Consider the following 15,112-nt stretch of genomic DNA (forward strand, 5'->3'; position numbering starts at 1 on the left):
CATGAGCAATCGCCCCATCTACCTGGACTACTCGGCTACCACGCCGGTCGACCCGCGCGTGGTCGAGAAAATGATTCCCTGGTTGTACGAGAGTTTCGGCAATCCGGCCTCGCGCAGCCACGCCTTTGGCTGGGAAGCCGAGGACGCGGTCGAGAAGGCCCGCGAGGAAGTTGCCAAGCTGGTCAACGCCGATCCGCGCGAGATCGTCTGGACTTCCGGCGCTACCGAGTCGGACAACCTGGCCATCAAGGGCGCGGCGAATTTCTACGCCGAGCGCGGCAAGCACATCATTACCGTCAAGACCGAACACAAGGCGGTGCTGGATACCTGTCGGGAGCTCGAACGCCAGGGCTTTGAAGTGACCTACCTGGATGTCCAGGACGATGGTCTGCTCAGCCTCGATGCGTTCAAGGCTGCGCTGCGCCCGGATACCATCCTGGTGTCGGTGATGATGGTCAACAACGAGATCGGCGTCATCCAGGACATCGCCGCGCTGGGCGAGATCTGCCGCGAGAAGGGCATCATCTTCCACGTGGACGCGGCCCAGGCCACCGGCAAGGTCGAGATCGACCTGCAGAAGCTGAAGGTGGACCTGATGTCGTTCTCGGCGCACAAGACGTACGGCCCCAAGGGCATCGGCGCGCTGTATGTGCGGCGCAAGCCGCGCGTGCGCATCGAGGCGCAGATGCACGGCGGCGGCCACGAACGGGGCTTCCGGTCGGGCACGCTGGCCACGCACCAGATCGTCGGCATGGGCGAGGCGTTCCGCCTGGCGCGCGAGGAAATGGGCACCGAGAACGAGCGCGTGCGCATGCTGCGCGACCGCCTGCTGGCCGGCCTGACGCAGATCGAGGAAGTGTATGTGAACGGCAGCATGGAGCACCGCGTGCCGCACAACCTGAACATCAGCTTCAACTATGTCGAGGGCGAGTCTCTGATCATGGCGATCAAGGAGCTGGCCGTTTCCAGCGGTTCGGCCTGCACGTCGGCCAGCCTGGAGCCGTCCTATGTGCTGCGCGCGCTGGGCCGCAACGACGAGCTGGCGCACAGCTCCATCCGCTTTACCCTGGGCCGCTTCACGACCGAACAGGAAATCGACTTCACGATCGAACTGATCAAGAGTCGTGTCGGCAAGCTGCGCGATATGTCGCCGTTGTGGGAAATGGCCCAGGAAGGCATTGATCTGAATTCCGTGCAGTGGGCCGCGCACTGAGCGCCCGCGCCGACCAAATAGTGGAGAAACATCATGGCTTACAGCAGCAAAGTTCTGGATCACTACGAAAACCCCCGCAACGTCGGCTCGTTCGACAAGGGTGACGACTCGGTCGGCACCGGCATGGTCGGCGCGCCCGCCTGTGGCGACGTGATGAAGCTGCAGATCAAGGTCAACGAGGCCGGCGTCATCGAGGACGCGCGCTTCAAGACCTACGGCTGCGGCTCGGCGATCGCCTCCAGCTCGCTGGTGACGGAGTGGGTCAAGGGCAAGACGCTGGACGAGGCGATGAACATCCGCAACACCCAGATCGCCGAAGAACTGGCCCTGCCGCCCGTGAAGATCCACTGCTCGATCCTCGCCGAGGACGCGATCAAGGCTGCCGTGCAGGACTACAAGACCAAGCACGGGGCCGAGACGCCCGAGGCCGTCGCGGCGAACTGACATGGCGGTTACGTTGACTCAATCGGCCGCCAACCACGTCGGCCGCTACCTGCAAAAGCGCGGCAAGGGCATCGGCCTGCGCCTGGGCGTGCGCACGACCGGCTGCTCGGGCATGGCCTACAAGCTGGAGTACGTCGACGAGCAGGCCGCTGACGACGTGGTGTTCGACAGCTTCGGGGTCAAGGTTTTCATCGACCCCAAGAGCCTGGCGTACCTGGACGGCACCGAGCTGGATTACGCGCGCGAGGGCCTGAACGAAGGGTTCAGGTTCAGCAACCCCAACGAGAAGGCGACCTGCGGCTGCGGCGAGTCGTTCACGGTGTAGTCTTGGCGGCAGACGACCATTTCAGCCTGTTCGGCTTGCCGACCCGGTTTGCGTTGGATCCGGTCCAGCTCGAACAGGCCTGGCGCGCCGTGGCGGCGCGCGTGCATCCCGATCGTTATGCCACGGCCAGCGCCGCCGAGCGCCGGGTCGCCATGCAGTGGGCGGCGCGCGCCAACGAGGCCTACCGGCAGTTGCGCGACCCCATGCTGCGCGCCCGCTACCTGTGCGAGCAGGCGGGCGTGGACCTGCAGACCGAAAGCAATACCGCGATGGATCCGGCTTTCCTGATGCAGCAGATGGAATGGCGCGAAATGCTCGACGATGCGCGCCGCGATCCGGCCGCTTTCGCGGCCCTGCGCGCCGAGCTGGAACAGGCGCGGCTGCGGATGCAGCAGACGCTGTCGGAGCTGATCGACGAGCGCGGCGACTACCAGCAGGCCGGCACCAAGGTGCGCGAATGGATGTTCGTGGAAAAACTGGCGCAGGAGCTGAGCGCGGCGCAACCCATGCAATAGCCCTGGCTCGGGGCGGCGGCGCGTGGCGCGTCCACGCGGCGGCGGCCGGCCCGATGCGCGGCAACCGATGACCCGCTTGTGCGGTGCCGCGTCCGGCATCGCCAGGCACCAGAGATTCTCAAGCACAACATGGCTTTATTGCAGATTTCCGAGCCGGGCGATTCGCCCGCCCCGCACCAGCGCAAGCTGGCCGTGGGTATAGACCTGGGCACGACCAATTCGCTGGTGGCCGCGGTGCGCAGCAGCGTGCCCGAAGTGCTGGCCGACGCGCAAGGGCAGGTCCTGCTGCCGTCGGCCGTGCGCTACCTGGACGGCGGCGCGGTGCGAATCGGCCGCGAGGCCCTGCTGGAGCAGGCGCGCGATCCGCTGAACACCATCGTCTCGGTCAAGCGCTTCATGGGCCGCAGCGCGGCCGACGCCGTGGCCAGCGGCGCGCCGTACGAGTTCGTCGACGCGCCCGGCATGGTACGCCTGCGCACGGTCCAGGGCGATCTCAGCCCGGTCGAAGTCTCGGCGCAGATCCTGGCCGTGCTGCGCCAGCGCGCCGAAGACGTGCTGGGCGACGACCTGGTGGGCGCGGTGATCACCGTGCCGGCGTATTTCGACGACGCGCAGCGCCAGGCCACGCGCGATGCCGCGCGGCTGGCCGGCCTGAATGTGCTGCGCCTGCTCAACGAGCCGACCGCGGCGGCCATCGCCTATGGGCTGGACCAGGCCGCCGAAGGCATTTACGCGGTGTATGACCTGGGCGGCGGCACGTTCGATATTTCCATTCTGCGCCTGACCCAGGGCGTGTTCGAAGTGATTGCCACGGGTGGCGATACGGCGCTGGGCGGGGACGATTTCGACAGCGCCATCGTGGCCCATGCCTGCGCCGGCGAGGACGTGGCGGCATTGCCGGTGGCCGACCGGCGCGCGTTGCTGGTGGCCGCTCGCGCCGCGCGCGAGGCGCTGACCGACCAGGCGCAGGCGCCGTTCGAGGTGACGTTGCGAGACGGTCGCGCCATCCAGGCGACGCTGACCCGCGCGCAGTTCGAGCAGCTGGCCGAGCCGCTGGTCGGACGCACGCTGGACAGCGCGCGGCGCGCCCTGCGCGATGCCGGACTGGCGGTCGGCGACGTGCGCGGCGTGGTGATGGTGGGCGGGGCGACCCGCATGCCGGTGGTGCGCCAGCAGGTCGGCGCGCTGTTCGGCACCGAGCCGCTGACCAACCTGGACCCCGACCAGGTGGTGGCGCTGGGCGCCGCCCTGCAGGCCAACCTGCTGGCGGGCAACCGCGCGCTGGGCGAGGACTGGCTGCTGCTGGATGTCATTCCGCTGTCGCTGGGCCTGGAAACCATGGGCGGGCTGGTCGAGCGCATCATTCCGCGCAACAGCACCATCCCCGTGGCGCGCGCGCAGGAATTCACCACCTTCAAGGATGGCCAGACCGCCATGAGCGTGCATGTGGTGCAGGGCGAGCGCGATCTGGTGTCCGATTGCCGCTCGCTGGCGCGCTTCGAGCTGCGCGGCATTCCGCCCATGGTGGCGGGCGCGGCGCGCATCCGCGTCACGTTCCAGGTCGATGCCGATGGCCTGTTGAGCGTGACGGCGCGTGAGCAGAGCACCGGGGTCGAGGCGGCGGTAGCGGTCAAGCCCTCGTACGGCCTGTCCGATGACGAGATTGCCCGCATGCTGGCCGATAGCGTCACCCAGGCCGACAGCGACGCGCGCGCGCGCATGCTGCGCGAGCAGCAGGTCGAGGCGCGCCAGCTGGTGGAGTCGGTGGGCGCGGCGCTGGCCGCCGATGGCGACCTGCTGGATCCGGCCGAGCGCGCCACCGTGGACCAGCGCCTGCAGGCGGCGGCGCAGGCGCAGTCGCTCGACGACGTCGAAGCCGTTCGGGCCGCGGTGCAGGCGCTTTCGGATGCCACAGAAGAATTCGCCGCGCGGCGCATGGACCGCAGCATCCGCTCCGCGCTGGCCGGCCGTAAACTCGATGAACTCGCCTGACTGGACACCATGCCGAAACTAACTGTATTGCCTCACCCCGACGTCTGCCCGGAGGGTGCCGTCATCGAGGACGCGCCCAAGGGCGTGTCGATCTGCCGGGTGATGCTGGATAACCATATCGAAATCGAACACGCTTGCGAGCTGTCCTGTGCCTGCACCACCTGCCACGTGGTCGTGCGCCAGGGTTTCAATTCGCTCGAGGACGCGACCGACGACGAAGAGGACCTGCTGGACAAGGCCTGGGGCCTGACCTCGACGTCGCGCCTGTCGTGCCAGGCGCTGATCGGCGAGGAAGACCTGACCGTGGAAATCCCGAAATACACGATCAACCACGCCAAGGAGCAGCACTGATGAAGTGGACCGACATCTACGAGATTGCCGCCGCCCTGGCCGATACGCACCCCGACGCGGATCCGCAGACCGTGCGCTTCACGCAGTTGCGCGAGTGGGTGCTGGGCCTGCCGGGTTTTGCCGATGATCCCGCGCATTGCGGCGAGAAGATCCTCGAGGCCATCCAGATGGCCTGGATCGAGGAAATGGACTGAGCCGCCGGCCGGCGCGCCGCCCGGACAAGGGCCCCGTCATGGACGGGGCCCTTGTCGTTTCGGGGCCGCGCGGCCGGGGTATCATCGGTCCTGGCATTTTGCTTTCAACCGGACCGATCGCCCCATGACGACTGCTTCCCTGCGCTTCGGCCTTGCCGCCAATCGCCTGCACCACGAAACGCCCGACGCGGCCCTGTTTACCTGGCTGCGCGCCTGCTCGGCCACGATCCGCGAGATGGGCATCCAGTTGCATACGGTGGGCCGCACGCACGATGCGATCGTGCGCGAGGGCATGCTGCAGGGCTACAGCGGACTGGTGCGCTATCCGTATGGGCGCGAGGGCGGCCTGATGAAGCTGGTGGCGCGCGTGACCGAGGGCCGCGATGGCGACGCCCCGTTCGATGGCGCCATCTACCTGATCGACCCGGTGGACCCGTCGTCGATCTTTCCCGAGGCGCTGGCACTCAAGCGCCAGTGCATCACGCACGGCCGGCCGTTCATCTCGACGCTGGCGGGCGCCATCGAGTGGATCGAGGTCGAGCGGGTGCTGGCCGGCCTGGCGCCGGACGCCACCGCGGCGCGGCTGTTCGATTTCACCGGCCAGACCCTGGCCTTGATTTCCCACGATGCGCTCAAGGAAGATATGGTGGCGTTTGCCGCCGAGCATTTCGACCTGCTGTCGCAGTTCGCGCGGCGCGTGGCCACCGGCACGACCGGCGGTCTGCTCAATGACCTGGCCTGGTCGCGCGGCTGGCCCAAGGATCGCCCGTGGGTACACCGCTACCTGAGCGGGCCCTTGGGCGGCGACGCGCAGATCGCCGAACTGGTGCTGGAGCATCAGTGCCAGCGCGTGATCTTCTTCGAGGACCCGCACGTGGCGCGCCAGCACGAGGCCGATATCCAGTTGCTGGAGCGGGCCGTGCGCGTGGTGACCGCCTCGGCCACCTGCGCTACCTCGCCGTCGGTGGCGCGCCGCTGGGCCCAGGCGGTACAGCGCCGGCAGGCCGGCCGCGCCTAGGTCGCGCGCGGCCCGGACGGCCTCAGGCGCCGGTGAAGCGGGGCGGGCGTTTGGCCAGGAAGGCCTGCACGCCTTCGGCGAAGTCGGCGCGTCCGGCCGCCGCCAGGAAGGCGGCGGCTTCATCCTCGAGCTGCTGTTCCAGCGATGTGGCTGGCGCCTGGCGCAGCAGGCGCTTGGCGGCGGCCACGTCGTGCGGCGCATGGGCGGCCAGTTCGCGCGCATAGGCCAGCGCCTGGTCGGCCCGCTCGGCTGCCGGCGCCACGCGATCGACCAATCCCCACTGCAGCGCCTGCGCGGCGTCGATGGGTTCGGCGCGCAGCAGCAGCGCCAGCGCGCGGCGGCGGCCCAGCAGATGGGCCAGCGCATGGGTCATGCCGGCATCGGGCGTGGCGCCCAGTTTCAGGTAGGCCGTGACCAGCCGCGCGTCGTCGGCGGCGATCGCCAGGTCGCAGGCCAGCGCCAGGGACAGGCCCGCGCCGGCGGCCACGCCGTGCACATCGGCCAGCCACAGCTGGTCCATGGCGGCGATGCGCGCCACGCAATCGTTGAGCGGCGTGAACAGCGCCCGCAGGCTGGCGCGGATCTCCTCGGGCGGGCCCTGGAACAGGGCGATGTCGCCGCCGGCGCAAAAGGCCTTGCCGGCGCCGCGCAGCAGCACCACGCGCAGCGCCGCGCGGTCTTGCAGCCAGCGGGCCGCGGCCTGCAGGTCGCGCGCCATGGCGATGTCGATGGCATTGAGCGCGGCGGGGCGGTCCAGGGTAAGGATGGCGAGCGCGCCATCGGTCTGCAAGGTCAGGGTGCCATAGCGCGGCGGCTGGTCGGCGGCGGACATGGTTCGGTCTCCGTATGGGGTAAATACCAATTCTTGATTCAAAAACCGCGATGCTATGTTGCGAACCAAGCGCTTGCTCGGTTGGGAGATCGACCCGGCTAGGTGTGAAGATTCAATAGGTTGTATGCATGGTTCATCCGAACCGGATTTGAGAAACTGGAAATCGCCACCCCCCCAGTTCACTCAAGGAGCCCGGCCGGATGAACACCCATAAGCATGCCCGATTGACCTTCCTACGTCGACTCGAAATGGTCCAGCAATTGATCGCCCATCAAGTTTGTGTGCCTGAAGCGGCCCGCGCCTATGGGGTCACCGCGCCGACTGTGCGCAAATGGCTGGGCCGCTTCCTGGCTCAGGGCCAGGCGGGCTTGGCCGATGCGTCCTCGCGCCCGACGGTCTCGCCCCGAGCGATTGCGCCGGCCAAGGCGCTGGCTATCGTGGAGCTGCGCCGCAAGCGGCTGACCCAAGCGCGCATCGCCCAGGCGCTGGGCGTGTCAGCCAGCACCGTCAGCCGCGTCCTGGCCCGCGCCGGTCTGTCGCACCTGGCCGACCTGGAGCCGGCCGAGCCGGTGGTGCGCTACGAGCATCAGGCCCCCGGCGATCTGCTGCACATCGACATCAAGAAGCTGGGACGTATCCAGCGCCCTGGCCACCGGGTCACGGGCAACCGACGCGATACCGTTGAGGGGGCCGGCTGGGACTTCGTCTTCGTGGCCATCGATGACCACGCCCGCGTGGCCTTCACCGACATCCACCCCGACGAGCGCTTCCCCAGCGCCGTCCAGTTCCTCAAGGACGCAGTGGCCTACTACCAGCGCCTGGGCGTGACCATCCAGCGCTTGCTCACCGACAATGGCTCGGCCTTTCGCAGCCGCGCCTTCGCCGCGCTGTGCCATGAGCTGGGCATCAAGCACCGCTTTACCCGACCTTACCGCCCACAGACCAATGGCAAGGCCGAACGCTTCATCCAGTCGGCCTTGCGTGAGTGGGCTTACGCTCACACCTACCAGAACTCCCAACACCGAGCCGATGCCATGAAATCCTGGCTACACCACTACAACTGGCATCGACCCCACCAAGGCATCGGGCGCGCTGTACCCATCTCCAGACTCAACCTGGACGAATACAACCTATTGACAGTTCACAGCTAGGGCCGCGCGGCCTTCGGGCCGGCCTGCGTTTGGCTTGAGCCCCGCGAACCCCCGCGGGGTTTTTTTATGGCCCGCTCAGACCGCGCCCGTGCGCGCCGTGGCCCGGGATCGAGAAAAAACGGTGACAAATCAGTGTGTTGCAGATTTGTACGTACAGGTTGTACGTATAGGATTAGAATGGCGCTTTTCCCAGCAGCTGTGTTCCCTCTGATGCATAAGCAAAGCAAATCCTACGGAGACAACCTGTCATGACTACCGAAGTTTCCCGCGTACCGTTCTACACAACCATGATGAAAGTGCCGGGCGGCCTCATGCTGCTGCCGCTGATCCTCGGATCGCTGCTGGGTACGTTCGCGCCGGACGCGCTGGCCATCGGCGGCTTTACCACCGCACTGTTCAAGAACAGCGCGCTGCCGCTGATCGCGCTGCTGATCTTCGCCACCGGCACGCAGGTCAACATGCGCACCGGCGGTCCGATCCTGGCCACGGCCGGCACCATCCTGCTGATGAAGACGCTGGTGCCGGCCACGCTGATCATCCTGCTGGGCCATTTCGTCGGCCTGGACGGCGTGCTGGGCATTTCCATCCTGGCCATGCTGGCCGCCTTCGACAACAGCAACGGCGGCCTGTGGCTCGCCTACACCGGGCAATACGGCGACAGCCGCGATCGCGGCGCCTACGTCGCCAGCGCGGTCAACGACGGCCCGTTCTTCAGCCTGCTGTTCCTGGGCGCCTCGGGCCTGGCGGATATCCCGACCATCGCACTGGTGGCGGCGCTGGTGCCGTTCCTGCTGGGCGTGGTGGTGGGCAACCTTGGACATCGAATGGCGCAACGTGCTCAAGCCGGTGCCCAACATCGTGATCCCGTTCTTCGCCTTTGCGCTGGGCACCGGCATCAACCTGGGCGCGGTGATCTCGGGCGGCATGAGCGGCCTGGTCTTGGGCCTGCTGATCAGCCCGATCACCGGCGCGCTGGTGTACTTCGGCTACCGCTACATCCTGCGCCGCGGCGGCAAGAGCGGCCTGGGCTTTGCCGCCGGTACCACCGCCGGCAACGCCATCGCCACGCCGGCCGTGGTGGCCGCCGCCGATCCGTCGTTCCAGCCCTATGTCGCGACCGCGACCGCCCAGGTGGCCGCGTGCGTGCTGATCAGCTCCATTCTTGCGCCGGTGCTGGCGTCGTACTTCCTCAAGCGCGCCGGCGAACTCAAGCCGGTGGAGCAGGAGCCGCAGGACGAGCGCACCGGCCAGCCCGCCGAAGTGAGCCTCTGAATGGGCGGGCCGTACATAGGCATCGTGGCCGACGATCTGACCGGGTCGGGCGACACCGCGGTGCAGTTCGTGCGGGCCGGCTGGGCGACCCAGCTGTCGGTGGGCGGCGCCGAGCAGGCGCTGGCCGATCCGGCCGTGCGCCAGGCCGAGGTGCTGGCGGTCACGACGCACAGCCGCCCCTTGGCGGCGGCGGATGCCGCCGCCGTGGTGCGCGGCGAGGTCGAGAGGCTGCGCGCCGCCGGCGTGCAGCGCCTGTACAAGAAGGTCGATTCGACCTTGCGCGGCGCCTTCAAGGCCGAGATCGACGCCGCGCGGCTGGCTTGGGGCGAGGGTGCCATCGCGGTGGTCTGCCCGGCGTTTCCCGTCACCGGCCGCACGGTGCGCCAGGGCGTGCTGTACGTGAGCGATCGGCCGGTCACCGAGACCTCGGCCGCCACCGACCCCGTGACGCCGGTGACCGAGTCGCACATTCCCACCCTCTTGGGCTGTGCCCAGCTGGCGGCGCAGGCGGGGGAAACCCCGGCCGAACTGGCGCGGCGCATCGCCGCCGCCGCTCCGGTGGTCGTGGTCGATGCCCTGGACGACGCCGATGTGCAGCGGCTGGCGCGCGCCATCGGCGTGCTGGGCCAGCGCGCCGTGCCCGTCGGCTCGGGCGGGCTGGCCGCGCCGCTGGCGCGGGTATGGGCCGGCGGGCAGGCGGCCGGCCCGGTGCTGGTGGTCGTGACTTCGCAGCACAGCGCGGCGCGCCAGCAGGCCGCCGCGCTGCAGCAGGCCGGCGCGCGCACCTGGGCGCCGACGCTGGCGCAACTGGCCGATGACCGCAACTGGGCGGCCTGGACCGCCGAGGTCGAGGCGGCCGAGCACGGCATGCCGGCGGTCGACGCCCTGATGCTGCTGGCGCCCGAAGGGCGCCTGGCCGGGCTGGACGCAGACAGCGTCGCGCGCAGGCTGGGCGAGCTGGCCGCGCGCCTGGTGCTGGCGCACGGCGCGGCCGGCGTGGTGGCCACCGGCGGCGACGGCGCCAGCGCCGTGCTGGCGGCATTGCAGGCCAGCGGTATTGCGCTGGTCGACGAAGTCACCGGCGGCGTACCGCTGGGCACCCTGACCGGTGGCCAGGCGGCAGGGCTGCCGGTCGTGACCAAGGCCGGCGGCTTTGGCGAGCAGGATGTATTGATCCGGGCCGCGCAGGCGATCCGGGAACGGAGATTCACGAAATGACGCAAGACGCTACCCCCTCCCGCATTCCCACCCTGGCGGTGACGCTGGGCGACGTGGCGGGCATAGGCCCGGAAATCACCGCCAAGATGCTGCTCGGCCACGACGAGCTGCGCCAGCGCGCCCGGCTGCTGGTGGTCGGCGACGCCGCCGTGCTGGCCCAGGCCGTGCAGGCCGTGGGGGGCGATCCGGCGCGGGTACGCGTCATCGCGACGCCGGCCGAGGCCACCAACCAGCCCGGCAGCATCGAAGTGATCCAGGCCGGCCCGTCGCTGGCGCACGTGCCGCCGGGCCAGTTGAGCGCCGAGGCTGGCGACGGCTCGGTGCGCTACGTCACCACGGCCTGCGCGCTGGCGCGCGACGGCTTGATCGACGGTATCGTCACCGCGCCGCTGAACAAGGCCGCCATGCACATGGCCGGCCACAAATGGCCGGGCCATACCGAACTGCTGGCGCACGAGTTCGGCGTCAAGACCTTCTCGCTGGTGCTGTCGGCCGGCGACCTGTATATCTTCCACGCCACCACCCATGTGTCGCTGCGCCAGGCCATCGAGGATGTGAATCCGCAGCGCATGCGCGCGGTGCTGCGCCTGGCCGGCTCGTTCGCGCGCGCGCTGGGCCGCGCCGACCATCCGGTGGCGGTCGCGGGCCTGAACCCGCATGCCGGCGAGAACGGCATCTTCGGCACCGAGGACGCCGAGATCCTGGCGCCGGCGGTGACGCAGGCCAACAATGCCGAGGGCATCCTGGCGGCCGGCCCGATTCCGGCCGACGTGCTGTTTCCGCAGGCCGTGCGCGGCAAGTGGAAATTCGTCATCGCCTGCTACCACGACCAGGGCTATGCGCCGTTCAAGTCGGTCTATGGCGACGACGGCGTCAACATCACGGTGGCCTGCCGGTGGTGCGCGTGTCGGTCGACCACGGCACCGCGTTCGACATCGCCGGCAAGGGCATCGCGCGAGGACAGCCTGGTGCTGGCCGCCGAGCGCGCGGCGCAGCTGGCGCCGGGTTGGCATCAAGTATGGGAAACTGCGCGCTCCACGACTGGAGGCTGATCGCATGGCGTTGTCCGCCATTGAACCCTTTGCGCTGGACCGTTCCGGCGCAACGCCCCTGCATGCGCAGGTGGCGGACGCAATCCGCAACCATATCCGCGATCACCGGCTGACCGCCGGTACCGTGCTGCCCAGCGAAGCGGCGCTGTGCCACAGCTTCGGCGTGGCGCGCAGCGTGGTGCGGCAGGCCCTGGGCGCCCTGGTGGCCGAAGGGCTGATCCGTCGCGACCCGGGCCGCGCGCCGGTGGTGGCGCCGCCGCGCGAACACCGGCGCATGGTGCAGCGCTCGGCCGGCCTGTACGAGCAGTTCGCCGGCCTGGGCGTGGCGCTGCGCACGCGCGTGCTGGCCTGCCGGCCCGCCGAGCCGCCGCCCGAGGTGGCGGCCTTCTTCGGCACGACCGAGACGCTGCTGCTGGAGCGTTTGCGCAGCGTCGACGCCCAGCCGCTGGCCTACGTGCGCACCTGGCTGCCGCGCGCGGCCATCGCCGGGTTGGCGGCGGACCACCTGCAGGACGCCTCGCTGCACCGCGTGCTGGCGCAGCGCTTCGGCCTGCGCCCGGGACGCGGCCGCAACCGCATCCGGGCCGTGGCCGCCGAAGCGGCGCTGGCGCAGGCGCTGGACGTGGCGCCAGGCAGCCCGCTGCTGATGCTGGAAGGGCAGGGGCTGGACCAGGACGGCCATCCGCTGGAGTGGTTCACCACCTGGCATCGCCCCGAGAACCTGGTGTTCGACGTGGACGTGGGGCAGGAGCGGGAAAGCGTGCAGCCCGCGCTCACCTGCGGCACGGCCGCCGTGGCGCCGCCGGCGGTGGCCGCGCCGCCGTCCGGCGCGCTGGACGCCGTCGAACAGTCGCTGCTGCAGGCGCTGCAGGCCGTGCGGCGGGCCCGCGAGGACCAGCAGGAGTAGGGCGGGCGCGCGCCATTTCGTGCCGGCCGGCGTCAACTGCTATTCTTGACGCCTTCTCCTGCCAGGTCGCCTCGCCATGTCCACCCGCATCCGCAGTCTGCATATCTATCCCGTCAAGTCCTGCGCCGGCATCGACCTGGCCGAATCGATCGTCGATCGCGCCGGCCTGGCGCACGATCGCCGCTGGATGGTGACGACGGCCGCCGGCCAGTTCATGACCCAGCGCCAGTACCCGCAGATGGCGCGCATCCGCACCGCGCTCGAGGACGGCATGCTGGTGCTGCGCGCCCCGGGCATGGAAGACTTGCGCATACCGGCCGATGGTTCGGAGCTGGCCGAGCGCACCCAGCCCGTGGGCGTGTGGCGCGATACGGTGATCGCCCGCGCCGAGCATCCGCGCAGCGCCGAGTGGCTGAGCCGCTTCCTGGGGCTGCCGTGCCGCCTGCTCAAGATCGACCTGCGGGCGGACCGCACGGCCAATCCCGAATGGGTCGATACCTGGCTGGAGCGCCACCCCGAGTGGGCCGAGGATTTCGCGGGCGACCATTTCTTCGGCTTTGCCGACGGATTTCCGCTGCTGGTGGCCAACCAGTCGTCGCTGGACGAGCTGAACGAACGCCTGGCGGCGCGCGGCCAGGCGCCGGTGCCGATGAACCGCTTTCGCGCCAATATCGTGGTCGAGGGCGACTGGCCGGCCTGCGAGGAGGACCAGACCGCCTGCATCGTGGCCGGCGGCGTGCGCATGGCGTTCGTCAAGCCGTGCACGCGCTGTCCCATGTCCAATGTGGACCAGGTCACCGCCGAGGTATACGACGAGCTCGGCCTGACGCTGACGACCTTCCGCTCGCTGGAGATCGGCGTGGTGTTCGGCCAGAACGCCATCGTCGACCGTACCGCCCCGGCGCCCTTGCGCGTGGGCGACGCGGTCGAGATCGAACTGGATTTCTAGCCCCGCGCGCCGCGGCGCGCGCGTCGGCGGCGGCAAAAAATATAGAATGTGGGTTTGCGCGGGCACAGCCGGATGCCGGGCGCATTCGAGCACGCTTGCGCGGTCCGGCCCGCGCGCCAGGAAATTTGCTATGCAACGCATCATGCTGCGGGCGAAGCTGCACCGCGTTACGGTCACCGAGGCCGATCTGCACTACGAGGGATCGTGCGGCATCGACGAAGACCTGCTGGACGCCGCCGGCATGCGCGAGTTCGAACGGATCGAGCTCTACAACGTCACCAACGGCGAACGCTTCGACACCTACATCATCAAGGCGGCCCGCGGCAGCGGCGCGATCTCGCTCAACGGTGCCGCGGCGCGGCGCGCGCAGGTCGGCGACCTGCTGATCATCTGCACCTACGGCCCGATGTCGGAAGAGCAGTCGGCCGCGCACAAGCCGCAGGTCGTGCTGGTCGACGACGCCAACCGCGTCAAGGAAATCCGTAAATTCCCGGCCTGACGGCCGTTGCGCGCGCGCCCGGCAAGGGCGCCGCGGTCACTTCCGATTCGTATCGCTATGAGTTTCCAGGTCACTATCGAACCCAGCAAGCACCAGTTCCAGGCCGAGGCCGGCCAGACGGTCCTGGATGCGGCCCTGGCGGCCGGCATTGTGCTGCCCTATAGCTGCCGTACCGGCGCGTGTTCGACCTGCAAGGGCAAGGTTGTCGCCGGCGAGGTGGATGCGGGGCCCTATCCGGCCCAGATCCTGTCGCCCGAGGACCTCGCGCAGGGCTACACGCTGTTCTGTCAGGCCAAGCCGCAAAGCGACCTGGTGGTCGAGTCCACCGAAGTGCGGCTGGCCAGCGACATCCAGATCCGCAAGCTGCCTTCGCGGGTGCAGACGATAGAGCGCGTCGCGCCCGACGTCGCGGTGCTGAAGCTGCAATTGCCGGCTTCCGAGCAGTTCCGCTACTACGCCGGCCAGTACATCGAAGTCATCCTCAAGGACGGCAAGCGCCGCAGCTACTCGATGGCCGGCGCGCCGCATACCGGCAGCCCGCTCGAACTGCATATCCGCCACATGCCGGGCGGGCTGTTCACCGACCACGTATTCGGCGCGGGCGATACCCAGATGAAAGAGCGCGAGATCCTGCGCCTGGAGGGGCCGTTCGGCTCGTTCTTCCTGCGCGAGGACAGCGACAAGCCCATCGTGCTGCTGGCCAGCGGCACCGGGTTCGCGCCGGTCAAGGCCATCGTCGAGCACATGATCCACAACCAGATCCAGCGGCCTGTCGTGCTGTACTGGGGCGGACGGCGCCCGCGCGACCTCTACCACGACGCCTTGGCGCAATCGTGGGCCGGGAGACTGCCGGGCTTTCGCTATGTGCCGGTGGTTTCCGACGCGCTGGACGAGGACGGCTGGAGCGGCCGCACCGGCTACGTGCACGAAGCGGTCATGCAGGACCTGCCCGACCTCTCTGGTTACGAAGTGTATGCATGCGGCACGCCGCTGATGGTCGACGCGGCGCGGCGCGAATTCAGCGCGCAGTGCGGCCTGCCCGCCGAGGCGTTCTATGCTGACGCCTTCACCTCGGAAGCCGATCTGGCCAAGGCCACGCCCTGAGGGCGGGCCGGCGCGGGAACCCGGGGCGGCATCCTCACACGCGGCGCGTGCAAATGGATACCGCCCTTTTTTTAAT

The 15,112-nt window shown here is 69.0% G+C and carries 15 protein-coding genes and 2 pseudogenes; 16 read left to right on the top strand and 1 reads right to left on the bottom strand.

Annotation, left to right across the window (positions count from 1 at the left end):
• The first annotated feature begins 1 nt into the window (after position 1).
• From BN118_RS08590 to BN118_RS08625, 8 genes are all read left to right on the top strand, one after another.
• Positions 2-1,213 carry an IscS subfamily cysteine desulfurase gene (locus BN118_RS08590; RefSeq protein WP_003812462.1) on the top strand — a complete coding sequence of 404 codons (1,212 nt, stop codon included), beginning with the start codon at positions 2-4 and terminating at the stop codon, positions 1,211-1,213.
• Positions 1,214-1,246: 33 nt separating this feature from the next.
• Positions 1,247-1,657 carry a Fe-S cluster assembly scaffold IscU gene (gene iscU, locus BN118_RS08595; protein WP_003812460.1) on the top strand — a complete coding sequence of 137 codons (411 nt, stop codon included), beginning with the start codon at positions 1,247-1,249 and terminating at the stop codon, positions 1,655-1,657.
• A gap of 1 nt (position 1,658) precedes the next feature.
• Entirely contained in the window at positions 1,659-1,982 is a 324-nt protein-coding gene (gene iscA, locus BN118_RS08600; RefSeq protein ID WP_003812458.1) for an iron-sulfur cluster assembly protein IscA, read from the top strand.
• A gap of 2 nt (positions 1,983-1,984) precedes the next feature.
• The gene (hscB, locus tag BN118_RS08605) at positions 1,985-2,497 is read left to right on the top strand and encodes a Fe-S protein assembly co-chaperone HscB (RefSeq protein WP_003812456.1); all 513 of its coding nucleotides are present in this window, start codon (positions 1,985-1,987) and stop codon (positions 2,495-2,497) included.
• Between the two features lie 129 nt (positions 2,498-2,626).
• Positions 2,627-4,489, top strand: coding sequence for a Fe-S protein assembly chaperone HscA (gene hscA, locus BN118_RS08610; protein ID WP_014905733.1), 1,863 nt, complete (start codon positions 2,627-2,629; stop codon positions 4,487-4,489).
• A 9-nt stretch (positions 4,490-4,498) separates the two neighbouring features.
• The gene (gene fdx / locus BN118_RS08615; protein ID WP_003812453.1) at positions 4,499-4,840 is read left to right on the top strand and encodes an ISC system 2Fe-2S type ferredoxin; all 342 of its coding nucleotides are present in this window, start codon (positions 4,499-4,501) and stop codon (positions 4,838-4,840) included.
• Complete coding sequence (gene iscX, locus BN118_RS08620; RefSeq protein WP_003812452.1) at positions 4,840-5,034, top strand: Fe-S cluster assembly protein IscX; 195 nt, start codon at positions 4,840-4,842, stop codon at positions 5,032-5,034. The genes fdx and iscX overlap by 1 nt, the downstream gene beginning before the upstream one ends.
• A gap of 124 nt (positions 5,035-5,158) precedes the next feature.
• Positions 5,159-6,052, top strand: coding sequence for a methylglyoxal synthase (locus BN118_RS08625; RefSeq protein ID WP_010930572.1), 894 nt, complete (start codon positions 5,159-5,161; stop codon positions 6,050-6,052).
• Between the two features lie 22 nt (positions 6,053-6,074).
• Here the strand turns inward: BN118_RS08625 and BN118_RS08630 are convergent, their stop codons facing one another.
• Positions 6,075-6,884, bottom strand: coding sequence for an enoyl-CoA hydratase/isomerase family protein (locus BN118_RS08630; RefSeq protein WP_010930573.1), 810 nt, complete (start codon positions 6,882-6,884; stop codon positions 6,075-6,077).
• A 200-nt stretch (positions 6,885-7,084) separates the two neighbouring features.
• Between BN118_RS08630 and BN118_RS08635 the strand changes: the two genes are divergently transcribed.
• From BN118_RS08635 to BN118_RS08670, 8 genes and pseudogenes are all read left to right on the top strand, one after another.
• Positions 7,085-8,035, top strand: coding sequence for an IS481-like element IS481 family transposase (locus BN118_RS08635; protein WP_005012067.1), 951 nt, complete (start codon positions 7,085-7,087; stop codon positions 8,033-8,035).
• A 248-nt stretch (positions 8,036-8,283) separates the two neighbouring features.
• Positions 8,284-9,307 (top strand): annotated as a pseudogene (locus BN118_RS21205) (2-keto-3-deoxygluconate permease).
• Complete coding sequence (gene dtnK, locus BN118_RS08645; protein WP_014905734.1) at positions 9,308-10,525, top strand: D-threonate kinase; 1,218 nt, start codon at positions 9,308-9,310, stop codon at positions 10,523-10,525.
• Positions 10,522-11,577: pseudogene (gene pdxA, locus BN118_RS08650) on the top strand (4-hydroxythreonine-4-phosphate dehydrogenase PdxA). Before dtnK ends, pdxA begins: the two are co-directional and overlap by 4 nt.
• A gap of 4 nt (positions 11,578-11,581) precedes the next feature.
• Entirely contained in the window at positions 11,582-12,484 is a 903-nt protein-coding gene (locus BN118_RS08655) for a GntR family transcriptional regulator (protein ID WP_003818670.1), read from the top strand.
• Positions 12,485-12,560: 76 nt separating this feature from the next.
• Entirely contained in the window at positions 12,561-13,433 is an 873-nt protein-coding gene (locus BN118_RS08660; protein ID WP_014905736.1) for an MOSC domain-containing protein, read from the top strand.
• A 130-nt stretch (positions 13,434-13,563) separates the two neighbouring features.
• Positions 13,564-13,932, top strand: coding sequence for an aspartate 1-decarboxylase (panD, locus tag BN118_RS08665; protein WP_003818672.1), 369 nt, complete (start codon positions 13,564-13,566; stop codon positions 13,930-13,932).
• Positions 13,933-13,989: 57 nt separating this feature from the next.
• A complete protein-coding gene (locus BN118_RS08670; protein WP_010930577.1) occupies positions 13,990-15,036 on the top strand; it encodes a CDP-6-deoxy-delta-3,4-glucoseen reductase in 1,047 nt (348 codons plus the stop codon).
• Positions 15,037-15,112 lie beyond the last annotated feature (76 nt).

Origin of the sequence: Bordetella pertussis 18323 (assembly GCF_000306945.1) — a bacterium.
GTDB lineage: Bacteria > Pseudomonadota > Gammaproteobacteria > Burkholderiales > Burkholderiaceae_B > Bordetella > Bordetella pertussis.